General features: G+C 67.4%; 15 protein-coding genes. 4 read left to right on the top strand and 11 right to left on the bottom strand.

What is annotated here, in order from left to right; all coding sequences use genetic code 11:
* Positions 1–26: 26 nt before the first annotated feature.
* The 8 genes from ABE464_RS07670 to pyrE form a co-directional block, all read right to left on the bottom strand.
* Complete coding sequence (locus ABE464_RS07670) at positions 27–746, bottom strand: response regulator transcription factor (protein ID WP_346471460.1); 720 nt, start codon at positions 744–746, stop codon at positions 27–29.
* Positions 727–3387 (bottom strand): sensor histidine kinase KdpD, encoded by a 2661-nt coding sequence (locus tag ABE464_RS07665; protein ID WP_346471459.1) that lies wholly within the window; start codon positions 3385–3387, stop codon positions 727–729. The genes ABE464_RS07670 and ABE464_RS07665 overlap by 20 nt, the downstream gene beginning before the upstream one ends.
* A gap of 37 nt (positions 3388–3424) precedes the next feature.
* Positions 3425–4069 (bottom strand): potassium-transporting ATPase subunit KdpC, encoded by a 645-nt coding sequence (gene kdpC / locus ABE464_RS07660; protein ID WP_346471458.1) that lies wholly within the window; start codon positions 4067–4069, stop codon positions 3425–3427.
* Entirely contained in the window at positions 4066–6117 is a 2052-nt protein-coding gene (gene kdpB / locus ABE464_RS07655) for a potassium-transporting ATPase subunit KdpB (RefSeq protein ID WP_346471457.1), read from the bottom strand. Before kdpB ends, kdpC begins: the two co-directional genes overlap by 4 nt.
* A gap of 11 nt (positions 6118–6128) precedes the next feature.
* Positions 6129–7847 carry a potassium-transporting ATPase subunit KdpA gene (gene kdpA, locus ABE464_RS07650; protein WP_346471456.1) on the bottom strand — a complete coding sequence of 573 codons (1719 nt, stop codon included), beginning with the start codon at positions 7845–7847 and terminating at the stop codon, positions 6129–6131.
* A gap of 12 nt (positions 7848–7859) precedes the next feature.
* On the bottom strand, positions 7860–7952 hold the full coding sequence (locus ABE464_RS07645) for a potassium-transporting ATPase subunit F (RefSeq protein WP_019183961.1): 93 nt from the start codon (positions 7950–7952) through the stop codon (positions 7860–7862).
* A 424-nt stretch (positions 7953–8376) separates the two neighbouring features.
* A complete protein-coding gene (locus tag ABE464_RS07640) occupies positions 8377–9039 on the bottom strand; it encodes a hypothetical protein (RefSeq protein WP_346471455.1) in 663 nt (220 codons plus the stop codon).
* Between the two features lie 18 nt (positions 9040–9057).
* Positions 9058–9717: an orotate phosphoribosyltransferase gene (gene pyrE, locus ABE464_RS07635; protein ID WP_046272987.1), complete on the bottom strand. Its 660-nt coding sequence runs from the start codon at positions 9715–9717 to the stop codon at positions 9058–9060.
* Positions 9718–9923: 206 nt separating this feature from the next.
* On the opposite strand from pyrE, the gene ABE464_RS07630 reads away from it, so the two are divergent.
* The 3 genes from ABE464_RS07630 (at position 9924) to ABE464_RS07620 (ending at position 12326) form a co-directional block, all read left to right on the top strand.
* A complete protein-coding gene (locus ABE464_RS07630) occupies positions 9924–10724 on the top strand; it encodes an exodeoxyribonuclease III (RefSeq protein ID WP_346471454.1) in 801 nt (266 codons plus the stop codon).
* Positions 10721–12016 (top strand): MFS transporter, encoded by a 1296-nt coding sequence (locus ABE464_RS07625; RefSeq protein WP_346471453.1) that lies wholly within the window; start codon positions 10721–10723, stop codon positions 12014–12016. The genes ABE464_RS07630 and ABE464_RS07625 overlap by 4 nt, the downstream gene beginning before the upstream one ends.
* Before the next feature lie 82 nt (positions 12017–12098).
* Positions 12099–12326 carry a hypothetical protein gene (locus ABE464_RS07620; RefSeq protein WP_259260452.1) on the top strand — a complete coding sequence of 76 codons (228 nt, stop codon included), beginning with the start codon at positions 12099–12101 and terminating at the stop codon, positions 12324–12326.
* Positions 12327–12392: 66 nt separating this feature from the next.
* On the opposite strand, the gene ABE464_RS07615 is transcribed toward ABE464_RS07620, so the two are convergent.
* Together ABE464_RS07615 and ABE464_RS07610 are read right to left on the bottom strand one after the other, a co-directional pair.
* On the bottom strand, positions 12393–13520 hold the full coding sequence (locus tag ABE464_RS07615) for an anhydro-N-acetylmuramic acid kinase (protein ID WP_346471452.1): 1128 nt from the start codon (positions 13518–13520) through the stop codon (positions 12393–12395).
* Positions 13521–13586: 66 nt separating this feature from the next.
* The gene (locus ABE464_RS07610; protein WP_346471451.1) at positions 13587–15050 is read right to left on the bottom strand and encodes a peptidoglycan DD-metalloendopeptidase family protein; all 1464 of its coding nucleotides are present in this window, start codon (positions 15048–15050) and stop codon (positions 13587–13589) included.
* Positions 15051–15218: 168 nt separating this feature from the next.
* On the opposite strand from ABE464_RS07610, the gene tyrS reads away from it, so the two are divergent.
* A complete protein-coding gene (tyrS, locus tag ABE464_RS07605; protein ID WP_346471450.1) occupies positions 15219–16430 on the top strand; it encodes a tyrosine--tRNA ligase in 1212 nt (403 codons plus the stop codon).
* Between the two features lie 281 nt (positions 16431–16711).
* Here tyrS and ABE464_RS07600 read toward each other — a convergent pair.
* Positions 16712–16939, bottom strand: a 228-nt coding sequence (locus tag ABE464_RS07600; RefSeq protein WP_346471449.1) for a hypothetical protein, incomplete at its 5' end; no start/stop codon positions are given.

The following is a 16939-nucleotide window of genomic DNA, read 5'->3' as shown; positions in this document are numbered from 1 at the left end:
GACGGGTACCGGCCAACGGTCGGTACCTACCCCTTGAACCGCAGCCCCACGCCCGGCTCGGTGAACAGATAGCGCGAATCCAGCGCCGAGTCGCCCAGCTTGTGGCGCAGCTTGCCGACCAGGATGCGCAGGTAATGCGTGTCGTGCTGATGCGTCGGCCCCCAGATCTCCTGCAGGATCTGCGGCTGGGTCACCACCCGCCCGGCATTGCGCAGCAGCAGCGACAACAGCGCGTACTCCTTGCGCGTCAACGCCACCGGCGCACCGTCCAGCATCACCTCGCGCCGCACCAGGTCGATATGCAGGTGCCCATCATCGAACTGCGGCAGTACGCCCTCGCTGGAGACCGTGCGCGAGCGCAGCAGTGCACGCACACGCGCCATCAGTTCCTGCGTGCCGAACGGCTTGGTGACGTAGTCGTTGGCGCCGGCATCCAGCGCCCGCACCTTCTCGGTTTCGCTGGCGCGCACGGTCAGCATGATCACCGGCACCTGGCTCCACTGGCGCAGCTCGCCCAGCACGTCATGGCCTTCCATGTCCGGCAGGCCGATATCCAGGATCACCAGATCCGCGCCTTCGCCAACCAGCGCTTCCAGCCCGGCCTGGCCGGTGGCGGCCTGGGACACGCGGTAGCCCTGCGCGCGCAGGCTGATCTCCAGGAAGCGCCGGATCTGCGCTTCATCGTCGATCACCAGCACACGCGCCGGGGGCACGCCGTGGGAAGCCTCAGGAATCGTCGTTGTCATCGGCAGGGTGGGGCTGCAGCAAGGGCAGGGTGATGCGGATCAGGGTACCGCGTCCGTCGCGGCCCGGCAGCGCCTGCACGCTGCCGCCGTGCGCGCCGATCATCCCCTGGCAGATGGTCAGGCCCAGGCCCGTGCCATGTCGGCCACGATCGCCGCGCTCCACGCTGTAGAACATATCGAAGATGCGTGCGCGCTCGTCGTCGGGAATACCGGGGCCGGCATCGAGCACGTCGATGCGCAGCTCGCCCTCCACCAGCCGCGCCTGCACCTCCACCGCCGCGCCGGACGGGGAGAACTTGGCCGCGTTCTCCATCACGTTGAACACGGCCTGTTCGACCAGCGCCGGATGCACCCAGATCGGGGCCAGTTCAGCGGGAATATCCAGCTTGAGCAGCACGTCGGGCTGATAGCGCTGCAGGCGGCGCGCGGCCGAACCGACCAGCTCGTCCACGCCGATCCAGTCGCGGTTGATCTGCAGGCCGTCATGGCCGAGCCGGGTCATGTCCAGCAGGTTCTGGATGTAGCGGTCCAGGCGCTCGCCTTCGACCAGGATGGTATCGAGCAGGGCGCGCCGGTCGCTGGCATCCATCGCATCGGCATAGCTGGAGAGGCTGTCGGCCGAGCCGATCATCGCCGCCAGCGGCGAGCGCAGGTCATGCGAGACCGACGACAGCAACGCCGAACGCAGTCGCTCGGTCTCGTTGCTCACATGTGCCTTTTCCAGATCGGCCACCAACTGGGTGCGCAGCGCGGCCTGGGCGATGTCATCCACCATCGCCTCGGCCAGCTGCCGCTGCTCAGGCGTCAGCCGCGGCGCCTCGCGCGGGAAGCGCATGCCGGCCACGCCGATCGCGCGGTCATCGCCGTCCAGCAGCGGCAGGAACCACCAGCCTGCACCGGCCAGCGTATCGGTGAAGCGGCCGCTGGGCTGGCCATGCCGGTGCGCCCAGTCGGCCGCGGCAAGATCCGTATCGCCCGGCGCGGCGCTGCCACTGGCGCTGGTGTGCTGCCCGATGCGCAGCCACGCCGGGGCATCCATCGCCTGCTCCAGCGCTTCGCGGCCGGCCTGCGCGACGTGCTCGTTGCTGGGCGCACTGGCCAGTTGCCGGCCCAGGGCCTGGCGCGCATGCGCGTGCCGATTGGCCGCGCGCAACGCCACCACCTGCATCCGCAGGCGCGAGGCCAACCGCCCTGCCACCAACGCGGCGGCCAGGAACAGGAAGACCGTGATCACGCCCTGGCGCGCGCTGATCGCGAAGGTGAAACGCGGCGCGATGAAGAAGAAGTTGTAGGCCAGGAAGCACAGCGCTGCCGCGATGACGGCCGCGCTGGTACGACTGCGTGCGGCGACCATCACCACCGCCACGATGAACACCATGGAGAGGTCGTACAGGCCTATCCAGCGCTCGGCGACCAGCGCCACCAGGCAGGCGGCCGCGGTGGCGCCCAGCGCCAGCAGCGCATCCTTGCCGGCACTGCGACTGGGCATCGACAGCCCGGTGCGGCGCGCCCGCGCGCGTGCCTGCGGCGTGCCGATGATGGTGATCTCGAAGTGCGCGCCACGCCGGATCAGCTGCTGGGTCAGCGTGCGGTTGAGCATGCGCGCCAGCGGCCGCTCGCGTGTCCGGCCGAGCACCAGCGTGGACACGCCGTTGTGTGCGGCATGGTCGAGCAGTGCATCGGCGATGCTGGAGCCGTGCAGCAGCTCGGCCTCGCCACCGAGACGGCGGGCGAGGGCGAACGCCGCATCGATCTCGCGTCGGGTCTGCTCGTCCTGCGCGCGCGCCTGCACCGTCACCACCGTCCACGGCGCATCGCGCCGCTCGGCGATACGCCGGCCGACCCGCACCAGGTACTCGCTCTGGCCGCCGCCATCGATCGCCACCAGCACCCGCCGACGCAGCGGCAGGTTGCCTTCACCACGCGCGGCGCGGGTCTCGCGCAGGCTGCTGTCCACGCGATCGGCCGCTTCCTGCATGGCCAGTTCGCGCAGCGCGGTCAGGTTGGCCGGCGAGAAGAAGGCCTGCAGCGCCTGCTCCGCCTGTTCGGGCACATACACCTTGCCCTGCTGCAGGCGCTCGATCAGTTCGCGCGGGGGCAGGTCCACCAGCACGATGTCGTGCAGACGGTCGAGCACCGCATCGGGCACCGTCTCGCTGACCCGTACCCCGGTGATCCGCATGACCACGTCATTGAGGCTCTCCAGATGCTGGATGTTGACCGTGGTCCATACATCGATGCCGGCATCCAGCAGTTCCATCACGTCCTGCCAGCGCCGTTCGTGCCGGCTGCCGGGCACATTGCGATGCGCCAGCTCGTCGACCAGCACCAATGCCGGGCGGCGCGCCAGTACCGCATCCAGGTCCATTTCCTGCAGCGCGTGCTGTTGATACTCGCGCTGCAGCAACGGCACCTGCGGCAGGCCTGCCAGCAGCGCCGAGGTCTCGGCGCGGCCGTGGGTTTCCACCAGCCCGATCACCACATCCACGCCGCGGTGCAGCTGCTCATGCGCGCGGGTGAGCATGCTGAAGGTCTTGCCCACACCGGGGGCCGCACCCAGGAATACGGTGAGCTTGCCGCCGGCTTCGCGCTGCAGGGTGTCGACCAGGGCATCGGCCTGGCGGGTACGGGAGTCGCTCATGGGCGGAGATTGTGCGCCGGTTCGCGCGATCCCCGCATCACGGCCGTGCCTTGAGATCATCCAGCGCCAGGTTCAACGTCATCACGTTGACCCGCGGCTGGCCGAACACGCCCCATTGCGGACCCAGGGTGTTGGCCTGCACCAGTGCAGTCACGCGATCGACCGGAAGACCACGGCTGCGTGCCACCCGGGCGATCTGCACCTGCGCGGCGGCCGGGGAGATCTCCGAGTCCATGCCCGCACCGGACTGGGTGACCAGATCGCCGGGCACCTGCGCAGCGGGTACGCCCTCGCGTGTGGCCACCGCAGAGATGGCGGCCTGCACGCGCTCCTGCAGCGCCGGGTTGCTGCGCGCCATGTTGCTGCCGGCCGCTGCCATCGGGTCATAGCTGGCCGCCGACGGCCGCGCCTGGAAGTAGCCATCGCCGACGAACGGCTGCGCGATCAGCTGCGAGCCGCGCACCTGCCCACCGCGGATCAGCAGGCTGCCATCGGCCTGCGCCGGAAACAGCAGCCGGCTCACGCTGGTGGTGGCCACGGCATAGGCCAGCCCGAGCAGCAGCAGGCTGCTCACGCCGAGCACGAGGGCCGGGCGCCAGGTGCTGTCCTGCTGCAGCTGGGTGGAGGCGGCAGCGCGGCTGCGCGCCGAGCGGGGAGCGGACGTAGCAAGCGAGCGGTTCATGCGCCGAATACCGAGACAAGGAAGAGGTCGATCACTTTGATGGCCGCGAACGGCAGCAGCACACCACCCAGGCCGTACACCAGCATGTTCCGGCGCAGCAGCGCGGTGGCCGTGGCCGGGCGGAAACGTACCCCGCGCAGCGCCAGCGGGATCAGCGCCGGAATCACCAGGGCATTGAAGATCAGCGCCGCCAGCACCGCATTGCGCGGGCTGGACAGGTGCATCACGTTCAACGCCGCCATCGCCGGCAGGGTGGAGGCGAACAGCGCCGGCAGGATCGCGAAATACTTGGAGACATCGTTGGCCAGCGAGAAGGTGGTCAGCGCACCACGCGTGATCAGCTGCTGCTTGCCCACTTCCACCACCGCCAGCAGCTTGGCCGGATCCGAATCCAGATCGACCATGTTGCCGGCCTCCTTGGCGGCCTGCGTACCGGAGTTCATGGCCAGCCCGATGTCGGCCTGGGCGAGCGCCGGTGCATCGTTGGTGCCGTCGCCGACCATCGCCACCAGCCGCCCACCGGCCTGCTCGGCACGGATGCGGGCCAGCTTGTCTTCGGGGCGGGCTTCGGCGATGTAATCGTCCACGCCGGCCTCGGCCGCGATCGCCGCAGCGGTCAGCGGGTTGTCGCCGGTGATCATCACCGTGCGGATGCCCATCGCGCGCAGCTGCGCGAACTTCTCGCGCATGCCGTGCTTGACCACGTCCGACAGCTCGATCACGCCCAGCACATGCCGGCCTTCGCATACCACCAGCGGGGTGGCGCCATTGCGCGCCACCTGCTCAACGCGCCCGGGCAGCTCCGACGGCACGGTGCCGCCCAGCTCACGCACATACGCGGTGATCGCATCGGAGGCGCCCTTGCGAATGCGGCGCCCGCCGTCCAGATCCACACCGGACATGCGGGTCTGCGCACTGAAGGCCAGATAGTCCGCATGGTCCGGCTCGGCGGTGGTGCAGCCCTGCTCACGCGCCAACCGCACCACCGACTTGCCTTCCGGGGTCGGGTCGGCCAGCGAGGAGAGCAGCGCTGCCTCGCGCAGCTGGCTGGCGTCGATACCGGCCAGTGCATGGAAGTGCGTGGCCTGGCGGTCGCCGTAGGTGATGGTGCCGGTCTTGTCGAGCAGCAGCACGTCCACATCGCCAGCCACTTCCACTGCCTTGCCGGACTTGGCCAGCACGTTGGCGGCCAGCGCACGGTTCATGCCGGCGATGCCGATAGCCGGCAGCAAGCCGCCGATGGTGGTTGGGATCAGGCACACCAGCAGCGCGATCAGCAGCAGCGGATCGACCTGCACGCCAACGAACGCCCCGATCGCCGGCAGCGTCGCCACCACCACCAGGAAGGTCAGCGTCATTGCCGCCAGCAGCAGGGTCAGGGCGACCTCGTTCGGGGTCTTCTGGCGGTTCGCGCCTTCCACCAGTGCGATCATCCGGTCCAGGAAGCTGTGGCCCGGCTCGGCGGTGATGCGCACGATGATCTGGTCGGACAACACCTTGGTGCCACCGATCACGCCACTGCGGTCGGTACCGGCCTCGCGCAGCACGGGCGCCGATTCACCGGTCACCGCCGCTTCGTTGATGGTCGCCAGGCCCTGCACGATCTCGCCATCGGCCGGGATCAATTCACCGGCACTGACGATCACATGATCGCCCGGACGCAGTTCGGCCGCCGGGACCTGGGTCTCGCTGGCCCCGGCATGCGCGGCGGCCAGCCGGCGCGCACTGAGATCCTGTCGGGCCCGCCGCAGCGAGGCGGCCTGGCCACGACCACGTGCTTCGGCAACGGCCTCGGCGAAGTTGCCGAACAGGACGGTCAGCAGCAGGATCGCGGTGACCGCCAGGCCGAAGCCCAGCGGCGCATTGCCGGTCAGCGTCACCAGCGCGCTGACCACCGTGCCGACCATCACCACGGCCATCACCGGGCTGTGCAGCAGATGCCGCGGCGAGAGCTTGATCACGGCATCGCGCAGGGCACGGCGCCAGCCGGCACCATCCAGCAGGCGCTGGCGGCGGTGGGAAGAAACGTTCAACGGATACGTACTCATGGGATGAGGTCTCAGTGCAGCGTCAGCGACAGGTGGTCGGCCACCGGGCCAAGGACCAGCGCCGGCATGAACTGCAATACGGTGAGGATGACGATCAGCGCGATCAGGGTCAGCGCGAAGGTCGGGGTTTCGATCTGCAGCGAGCCGGCCGATTCCGGCGCACGCCGCTTGGCCGCCAGCTGCGCGGCCACGATCAACGGGATCACCAGCACCGGATAGCGACCCAGCAGCAGCACCAGGGTGCAGCTCAGGTTCCACCACACCGTGGCATCACCGAGGCCCTCAAAGCCCGAGCCGTTGTTGGCGAACGCCGAGGTGTACTCGTAGAAGACCTGGCTGATGCCGTGGAAGCCGGGGTTGGAGGTGCCGGTGATCGCCGGGATCGCCAGGGTCAGCGCGGTGAAGCCCAGGATGGTGATCGGCTGCAGCAGCACCAGCAGCGCGAGCAGGCGCACCTGCGGTGTTTCCAGCTTGCGGCCGAACAGTTCCGGGGTGCGACCGGTCATCAGCCCGGCCAGGAACACGCCCAGCAGCAGGTACACGATGAACTGCTGCAGGCCGCAGCCGATGCCACCCCAGATCGCGTTGACCAGCATGTTGACCATCGGCACAGCCCCGGCCAGCGGGCTGAGCGAGTCATGCATGCCGTTGACCGAACCGTTGGACACCTGGGTGGTGATCGCGGCCCACAACCCGGTGCCATCAGCACCGAAGCGCACTTCCTTGCCCTCCATCAGCAGCGGGCTGGCCGCCGTGGCCGAGTGACCCTCCAGCCACACCGTGGCGGCAATCGACACGCTGGACATCGCCAGCATGCAGCCGAATACCAGCCCGGCCAGGCGCTTGCGCCCGGTGAACGCGCCGAGCATGAAGATCACCGCGATCGGGATCAGCAGGATGCCGATCAGTTCCAGCGCGTTGGACAGCGGGGTCGGGTTCTCCAGTGGCATCGCGCTGTTGGGGCCATACCAGCCACCGCCATTGGTGCCCAGCTGCTTGGCCGCGACCATCGCCGCGACCGGGCCGAGCGGCAGCTTCTGCGTCTCCATGCCGGCCGCGGCATCGATCGGCGTGGCCTGAGGGCCCCCGGCCAGCGTGGCGGGCACCCCCTGGCTGGTCAGCAGCACCGCCCACAGCAGGCACAGCGGCAGCATGAAGCGCACGCACGAGCGCACCACATCGGCGTAGTAGTTGCCCACATCGACGCGGCGGTCCGCACTGAGCAGCGCGGCCTGGTCGGCGGGCACCTCCTCGGGGCGTGCACCGAACAGCGCACGCAGCGTAGCCACCACCAGCGCCAGGCCCATCATTGGCGTTACCACCTGCAGCCCGGTGATCGCGGTCATCTGCGAGAAATAGGACAGCTGCGCCTGGCCGGAATAGTGCTGCTGGTTGGTGTTGGTCAGGAACGACACCATCGTGTGCAGCGCGGTATCCCAGCGCATGTTGGGAATCTGATCGGGGTTGAACGGCAGCCAGGCCTGGGTCATGAAGACCGCCTGCACCAGCACCGCGATCACCACGTTGCTGAGCAGGAAGGCACCCACGTAGCCACGCCAGGACATGCCGCGCGCCGGGTTCACCCCGAGCAGCCGGTACAGCGGTTTTTCAATCCACCCGAACAGCGCGTCGCCGCGCATCGGGCCACCGCGCATCACCCGGGCCAGGTACAGCCCAAGCGGAAAGGCCAGCACGATGCTGGCCAGCAGGATCAACAGGATCTGGGTCATGGTCGGCTCCGGTCAGAAGGTTTCGGGCCGAAGCACGACGTACAACAGGTAGGCGGCGGCAACGAGCACCAGCACGCCGCACAGCAGGGAAAGCCAGGCAGACATGGTCGTGGCCTCAAACGCGGGAAAGAAGGGCGGCGGTGCGGGGCGCACCGGCGGCAGGGAACACAGGCAGATACGGGCTCATGGGACGTCCAGGTGGAACCACTCCACGTCAGGCGCTCATGGTCTGCCTGCCCGGCATAAACGCTCCACGCCCGAAACCCGCGACTCCCGTAAAAAGTGCATAAAAAGGTGCGTCTTTGGTGCGAACGTCACGCCCCGCAGCGACCGGCAGGCCCCTCGGCAAATGTCCCCCGGCCGCCGCCTGACGGCGACAACCTCCTCCTTGATTTTGCCCAGCGCCCGACCAACCCACCGCTCCTGCTTCCGGAAAAATCCAGAGCGCGCTCCGTACCTGCCGCGAGGACAAAAACAGAAAAGGCGACCCAAAGGCCGCCTTCGTTTCAACGCTATCGCACATCCACCCTTACCCGCGCGGATCGCTCCCCACACCCTTCAGCAACCGATAGCGCTGCAGCGTGCTCTCGATCTCCACGTCCAGCGCCTGGCGCTGCTGCTCGAACGACGCCTGCATGCGCCGCTGCGCGACCAGCTCGGCATGCCGCGCGCGGATGCGCTCGGCCTGCTTCTCCGGCACCGGCTGACCATCCAGTTCACGATTGCCCGCAGTGGCCAGCAGGGTCACCAGCGCATCACGCACGCTGGCCACGTTGTAACTGGCGGTATGGATGTTGTTGTCCAGGATCCCGCTGCGCTCGGCGAACACCCGACGCAGCTCATCCTCGCTTTCATACGTGGCCAGCATCGCCTGCTCGGTGCGCTGGCGAGTCTGCTCGGCGGCCAGGTCCAGGCGCTGCTGCGTGGCCTGCGCCGCCGCAGCCGCGCGTTCCTCGTCGGTCATCGCACGCTGCACTTCGCCACTGCGCATACCGCTGCGAAGATTGAACTCCTCGCGCGCGTTGTTCACCGCCTCCTGGGGCAGCGCATCACTGCAGATGCGCTCGCTGCCCTTGTTCCAGCAGTACAGCTTCTTCGGCGTCGCATCGGCCGCGCGCTTCTGCGCCTGGGCAGGCAACAGCGGCATGGCCAGCAACAGGCCGACAACGGTGAACGTGGCAAACCTGGACATGGTGAAAGCCCCCTGCTCTCAACGCGTAGGACGGCTGCCGTAGCGGGAACGATAGTCCTCCAGCGGCTGCCGGTAGCCGACAAGTTCCGGATTTCCGGAGGCAAAATCAAGCAGGTCGGCCAGCGTGGCCACGGCCACCACCGGAATCCCGGCTTCTTCGGCCACGGCCTGTGCGGCCGAACGGCGGTCGGTTTCCGAGGCGATCTCCTGGCGGTCCAGTGCCACCACGATGCCGGCCGGGGTGCCACCGGCGCCCTTGATGATCGCCAGTGCCTCGCGGATCGCGGTGCCGGCGGTGATCACGTCATCGACGATCAGCACGCGCTTGCCATTCATGTCGGCGCCGATCAGGTTGCCGCCTTCGCCGTGGTCCTTGGCTTCCTTGCGGTTGAACGACAACGGCAGGTCGCGGCCGCGCTGGGCGAATTCACAGGCGGTCGCGGTGGCCAGCGGAATGCCCTTGTAGGCCGGGCCGAACACGACATCGAACTTCAGACCGGTCGCTTCCACGGCATCGGCGTAGCAGGCCGCCAGCTGGGACATGCGCGCGCCGGAATCGAACCGGCCGGCATTGAAAAAGTAGGGGCTCAGACGGCCGGACTTCAGGGTGAACTGGCCGAAACGCAGGGCATCGGCGGTCAGGGCCAGTTGCAGGAAACGGTGGCGATGGTCGCTCATCAAGACTCAATTCAATTCATTTGGAGCGCAAATCGTAATGCATGGCCGCACTTTTCCGCTTGCCGCGCCCTGTGGCCCGTTGTCGCACAGGGCGACGAGACGACCCGCAAAGGCCCCGGCGGCAGTAATCGCGTCCGTTTCCAGCCAGCCCCTGCAAGGGCCGAAACGGTATGCTCTTGCGGGTATCGTTCCAGACCCGGGTCAGCATGCGCATCATCAGTTTCAACGCCAACGGCATCCGTTCCGCCGCCACCAAGGGCTTCCTCGAGTGGTTCCGCGCCCAGGACGCCGACGTCCTGTGCATCCAGGAAACCAAGGCCCAGGAAGACCAGCTGACCGACCCGATGTTCCGCCCGGACGGCCACCACTGCTTCTACCGCGACGCCATCACGAAGAAGGGCTACAGCGGCGTGGCGATCTACAGCAAGCGCGAGCCGGACCAGGTGATCACCTCGCTGGGCTGGGGCCCGTTCGACGATGAAGGCCGTTACATCGAGGCCCGCTACGGCAACCTCAGCGTGGTCTCCTTCTATATCCCCTCGGGCAGCTCGGGCGATCTGCGCCAGGGCTTCAAGTACGAAGTGATGGAGTGGCTGCGCCCGATCCTGGCCGGGTGGCTGGCCAGCGGCCGCGACTACGTGCTGTGCGGCGACTGGAACATCGTGCGGTCCGCGCTGGACATCAAGAACTGGAAATCCAACCAGAAGAACTCCGGTTGCCTGCCGCCCGAGCGCGATTGGCTCAACGGCCAGTGCGTGGACGCCGACCAGGCGCTGGACATCGCCGCCGGCCAGGGCTGGACCGATGCCTACCGCCTGCTGCACCCGCAGGGCGAGGACTACACCTGGTGGAGCAACCGCGGCCAGGCGCGCGCCAACAACGTCGGCTGGCGCATCGATTACCAGTTCGTCAGCCCGGGCCTGCGCGACCGCCTGCGCAGCTGCTCGGTCTACCGCGATGAGCGCTTCTCCGACCATGCGCCGTTCACGGTGGACTACGCCCCATGAGTGAAGCGGTCGAGCCGGTGTCCTACAAGGGCTGGGCCGGGATCAAGCGCGCCTTCGGCACGCCCTCGGCGCTGACGATGGCCTTCCTGGGTTTCGGTAGCGGCCTGCCGTTCCTGCTGATCGCCTCCCAGACCCTCTCTACCCGTCTGCGCGATGTCGGCCTGGATCTGGGCAGCATCGGCTTGATCAGCCTGGCCAGCTTCTTCTATCTGATGAAGTTCGTCTGGGCGCCGTTGATCGACCGGTATGCGTTCCCGCTGATCGGCTTCCTCGGCCGCCGTCGTTCCTGGCTGTTGGCCTCGCAGATCGCGGTCACCGGCGGGTTGTTCGCGCTGGCCTTCGTCCGCCCCGAACTCGGCGTCACCCCGCTGGTCCTGTGGGTGCTGGTGGCCTCGTTCGCCGGCGCCACCCAGGATTCGGTGGTCGATGCCTACCGCATCGAGATCGCGCCGGAGAGCGCCCAGGCGGCACTCGCCGCGACCTACACGCTGGGCTATCGCATCGGCCTGATCCTGGCGGGTGCGGGCGCGTTGTACCTGGCCCAGTTCGAGAGCTGGATCGTGGCCTACCTGGCCATGGCCGCATTGATGATCCTGCCGATCATCACCACGCTGCTGTGCCGCGAGCCGGAGCAGCCCGAGGTGCGCATCCAGCGCCGGATCGATTTCTTCGGTGCGTTCTGGCAGCCGATCGCCAGCTTCTTCAGCACCAACGGCGTGGTGCTGGCGCTGGTACTGCTGGCCTTCGTCGGGCTGTACAAGTTCCCGGATCAGGTGATCGGGGTGATGGCCGGTCCGTTCTATCTGGATTCGGGCTTCACCAAGGCCGACATCGCCACCGTCTCCAAGCTGTTCGGCGTGTGGATGGGCATCGGCGGTGCCTTCCTCGGTGGCATCGCGGTGGCCGCGTTCGGCTTCCGCCGCATGCTGCTGGTCGCCGCGCTGGGCGTGGCGCTGTCCAACCTGGCGTTCCTGCTGATGGCGCACAACCCGGGCCAGCTGTGGGCGTTCTACGCGGCGCTGAGTGCGGACAACCTGTTCCAGGGCTTTGCCGGCACGGTGCTGGTCGCCTTCATGTCCTCGCTGACCGACCGCAACTTCACCGCTACCCAGTACGCGCTGCTGGTCTCGCTGGCCAATCTGCCGGGCAAGTTCGTCGGCGGCGTCTCCGGTTACATCGTGGAGGCGAGCTCCTACAGCACCTTCTTCATCCTCAGCGCCACCACTGTCATCCCGACCTTGCTGCTGCTGATCTGGCTGTGGCCACGGATCCGGGACCGCAGCACGGCCTGACTGGTTTGCGTGCCGGCAGGGCCTGATGGATCATGCCGGCACAACGGCCGTGGGGACGGCGCTGCGCCAACGGGGAGAAACAATGGCTGATCTACTGCTGCGGGAGGTCGACCCGCTGTTGCTGGAACGTATCCGCCGGATTGCGGTCGCGCGTGGCTGGACCCGCGAGGAGACCTGCGTGGCGCTGCTGGAACAAGGCCTGTTCGCCAGCGAACTGGAGGTCCGCAGCGGCTTCCACGATCCCGAAGTCGATGCGCTCGCCGATGCGATCGCCGCCCTGCAGGCGCTACCGGACGCGCAGGGGCTGTAACGGCGGCACGCGCCGAACCGCGCATCGGCGATCACCGCCGCACGCAGCGCCCGCCGCCGTGGCCCCTCAGGCCGGGTGGATCGCCCCGAGAATCCGCGGCCCCCGCGCCCCACTCACGCTCGGCAGATTGCCCGGCAATCCGGTCAGCGTGCGCTGCGCCAACCAAGCGAAGCCCATCGCCTCCAGATAGTCCGGGTCCAGCCCGTGCACCGCGCTGGATTCGATCACCACGCCCGGCAGCCGCGCACGCAGGCGCCGCAGCAGCTGAGGATTGCGCACGCCACCGCCGCACACCAGCACCCGCTTCGCGCCCGGCAGGTGGGCCAGCAGCGCATCGGCCACGGTGGCGGCCGTCAGTTCGAGCAAGGTCGCCTGCACATCCGCGCCGGAGACCTGCCCCTCGCCCAGCTGGGCCTGCGCCCAGTCCAGGTGGAACTGCTCGCGCCCGGTGCTCTTCGGCGGCGGCAGCGCAAACCACGGGTCGGCCAGCCAGCGCCCCAGCAGTGCGGCATCCACCTGGCCGCTGGCCGCGAACGCACCGTCGGCATCGAACGGTTCGCCGCGATGGCGCTGGCACCAGGCATCCATCAGCGCGTTGGCCGGGCCGGTATCGAAACCGCGCGGCGTGCCCTCGCGCGGGATCAGGGTGAGATTGCCGATGCCACCCAGGTTGAGCACCGCGCGGTCTTCATCGCTGTCGCCCAGCATCGCCAGGTGGAAGGCCGGCATCAGCGGCGCGCCATGGCCGCCGGCGGCGACATCGCGGCGGCGGAAATCGGCCACGGTGGTGACGCCGGTCAGTTCGGCGATGCGGTTGGCGTCACCGATCTGCATCGTGAAGGCGGGATCGGCCAGCGGCCGGTGGCGCACGGTCTGCCCGTGCGAGCCGATCGCCTGGACCTGGGTGCGGTCGATGCGCGCGCTGTCCAGCAGCCGGTTGGCGGCCGCGGCGAACGTGATCCCGACCTGGGCATCGAGGCGGCCCAGTGCATCCAGCGAGGTGATGGTGCCGCCTTCGCCCAGCGCGATCAGCTCGGCACGGACCGCCGGCTCCCAGTCGTGGGTCAGGCCATGGATGAAGCGGCAGCCGCCCTCGGCGGGGAACTGCACCAGCGCGGCATCGATGCCGTCGGCGCTGGTGCCGGACATCAGGCCCAGGTAGAGCGGGGTGGTGGGATCAACAGCAGAGGTCATGGCCAGGCGGTCCAACGGGTTGCGTGCAGCTTCCGCGCAACCCGTTGCCGCCGTCAATCGCAGCGATCAGCCGCGGTTGGATTTGACCGGCTTGCCGGCCTTCGCCGTGGCCGTATCGGTAGCCTTGGCATCCGGCGCGGGGCTGGCATCGGCGTAGATCAGCTTCTCCATGCCCTGGATGCGGGCCAGCGCCGGTGCCGTCTGCGCGCGGAACGCGGCCAGCTCGGCGCCCTGCAGCGGCTCCGGCGGCGGCATCGTCACCGACAGCGGGTTGCGGTGCACGCCGTTGACGCGGAATTCGTAGTGCAGGTGCGGGCCGGTCGCCAGGCCGGTCGAGCCGACATAGCCGATCACCGTGCCCTGGGCCACGCGCTGGCCGGTCTTGATCTTGCCGAAGCGGGACATGTGCCCGTACAGGGTGGTGTGGCCGCGGCCGTGGTCCAGGATCACGACGTTGCCGTAGCCGCGCTGGGTCCCGGCGAACTGCACGCGGGCATCGCCGGCGGCCATGATCGGGGTGCCGGTGCGCGCGGCGTAGTCCACACCCTTGTGCATGCGCATCTTGCCCAGCACCGGGTGCTTGCGTGCGCCGAAGCTCGAGCTCAAACGCGCGAACTGGATCGGCATGCGGATGAAGCTCTTCTTCAGCGGCCGGCCGCTGGCATCGAAATACTCGGACTTGCCGTTGCGGTCGAAGCGGAAGCCGCTGTAGGTCTTGCCGCCCGAGCTGAAGGTCGCTGCGAGGATCTTGCTGGTGTCCACCTTCTCGCCTTCGCGCCAGGTTTCATCCAGCACCACGCTGAAGCGGTCGCCCGGCTGCAGGTCCTTGGAGAAGTCGATGTCGTACTTGAAGATCTCGTCGGTCATCGTCGCGATCGCCGAGGGCGACAGGCCCGCCTTGCGCGCGGCGGCATACAGCGAGCTGGTGATCTCGCCACTGGCGACCACGCGGCGGGTCGAACTCTCGCGCTTGCTCACCGTTTCAGTGATCTTGTCGCCGGCCAGGGACAGCTCCACGCGGTTGTCGGCATCGCGGTCGAAGCGGATCGTGCGCAGCTCACCGGACAGCGGCAGGTCGAAGGCGATTTCCGCACCGGGGCGCAGCTTGGTCAGTGATTCGCGCACACCAGGGTGCTCCAGCACCTGGTGCATCACCGTGGCCGGGATGCCGGCCTGGTCGAAGAGGTTGCTCAGGGTCTGGCCGCGCTGGACGCGCAGCACCTGCCAGCTGTCGCCAGGGGTCTGCTGCTGGCGTTCCAGCGACAGCGGCGGCAACGGCAGCGCCAGGGTCGAATGGCTGACCGAGTAGGGCGAGTCGATGGTGTGCGAGAAGCCCGGAACGATCGTGGCCACCAGGGCGCCGATGGTGGCGAACAGGCTGGCGTGCATCCAGTGGCGACGGGTCCAGCGCTGGTTGAAGGCCGCAGGAAGATGCTGTTTGAGCTTCCGATGGAGGGCGGTGTCGTGGAGGACGTGGAGACGTTCCTTGAAGCGCTGCTTGCGCGCGCGGCCTTGATCGGAATTGAGCATCGTCGGTCTGTTCCTGGCTGGCCCGGGAGCGCGGGCCCAAACGTCGGTAACATAGACAGGTATAAATACCGCGTCAAACCCTTGTGCCTATTGGCTTTTGTGAAGCACCTGCGGTTAACTTGTACTTAACGTCATTCATATAAATAAGGCATTGCCGGGAGTTGTCACGTGTCCTCGATTGAAGAAGCCATTGCCCTGATCGGGCGAGGCGCCGATGAGATCCTCAAATCCGACGAACTGCGCCAGCGTCTGGAAAGCGGCCGTCCGCTGCGGGTCAAGGCCGGCTTCGACCCCACCGCACCGGACCTGCACCTGGGCCATACCGTGCTGCTCAACAAGCTGCGCCAGTTCCAGGACCTCGGCCACCAGGTGATCTTCCTGATCGGCGACTTCACCGGGATGATCGGCGACCCCTCGGGCAAGAACGTCACCCGCAAGCCGCTCACCAAGGAAGATGTGCTGGCCAACGCGCGTACCTATGAAGACCAGGTCTTCAAGGTGCTGGACCGTGAGAAGACCGAAGTGCGCTTCAATTCGGAGTGGTTCGGCAAGATGGCCGCCGCCGACATGATCCGCCTGGCCGGCCAGCACACCGTGGCGCGCATGCTCGAGCGCGACGATTTCGCCAAGCGCTATGCCGCCCAGCAGTCCATCGCCCTGCATGAGTTCCTGTACCCGCTGGTGCAGGGCTACGACTCGGTCGCGCTGGAGGCGGACGTCGAACTGGGCGGTACCGACCAGAAGTTCAACCTGCTGATGGGCCGTGGCCTGCAGGAGCACTACGGGCAGAAGCCGCAGATCGTGCTGACCATGCCGCTGCTGGAAGGCTTGGACGGAGTGGCCAAGATGTCCAAGTCGCTCAACAACTATATTGGTATCAGCGAACCGGCCATCGACATCGTCACCAAGACCATGAAGATCGGCGACGACCTGATGTGGCGCTGGATCGAGCTGCTCTCCTTTGATATCAGCCAGGCCGAGGCCAAGGCGCTGCGTGAGCAGGTCGAGGCGGGCGGGTTGAACCCGCGCGAGGTGAAGCTGCGCCTGGCCCGTGAGCTGACCACCCGCTTCCATGACGCTGCAGCGGCCGAACAGGCGATTGCCGGCTGGAACGCCGCCGTGACCGGGCAGGGCGATGTGACCCTGCTGCCGCTGCAGGAAGTGAGCATTCCCGCCGAAGGCCTGCGTATTGGTGCCCTGTTGACGGCTGCAGGCCTGACCCCGAGCAACTCCGAGGCCTCCCGCAAGCTCAAAGAGCGTGCGGTGAAGGTGGATGGCGAGGTGGTGGAGGATGCCCAGCAGGTGTTCGTGCCCGGTTTCGAAGGCCTGCTGCAGGTCGGCAAGCGCACCTTCGCACGCGTGTTGCTGGTCGCGGCCTAAGTGGCACAAGGGGTTCGGGCGATCCGGACCCCTTTCAGCATGAATGGGAGGGAGGCGACGTGAAAAAATGTCACGTACCCCCTTCACAAACGGCCCGGATAGGGACATACTTTCCCTCCCCCGACGCAGGGGCCACCGCAAGGCGGCAACCGCGAAGGAACAGGACTTCAACTACTTCGAAAGAAGGTGTTGACGGAAACGAAAAGCCTGACATAATAGGCGGCTCGCTTCGACGAAAAGACCTTCGGGCCGCACGACGAAGCAGCATCGGCAACAACGTCTCACTTCGGTGAAACGGCCTTGAAAAAAGGTGTTGACGAGGCGGAAAAGCCGGCTATAATGGGCGGCTCGCAACGACGGAAACGTCGGGGCAAACGGAAGAAGGCGCTGAGGCCGATTCCAAAGTTCTTTGACAGTATGCGCAGGTATCTTGTGAAGGCGCCTGCAGGAAGGATGTATGTCCATCTTGCAGACGTTTGATCAAGCAACATATCAATTGTTTTAAAGCA

The organism is Stenotrophomonas sp. TWI587 (assembly GCF_039674145.1).
Lineage (GTDB): Bacteria > Pseudomonadota > Gammaproteobacteria > Xanthomonadales > Xanthomonadaceae > Stenotrophomonas > Stenotrophomonas maltophilia_AY.
This window is presented reverse-complemented; position numbering and strand designations above follow the sequence as displayed.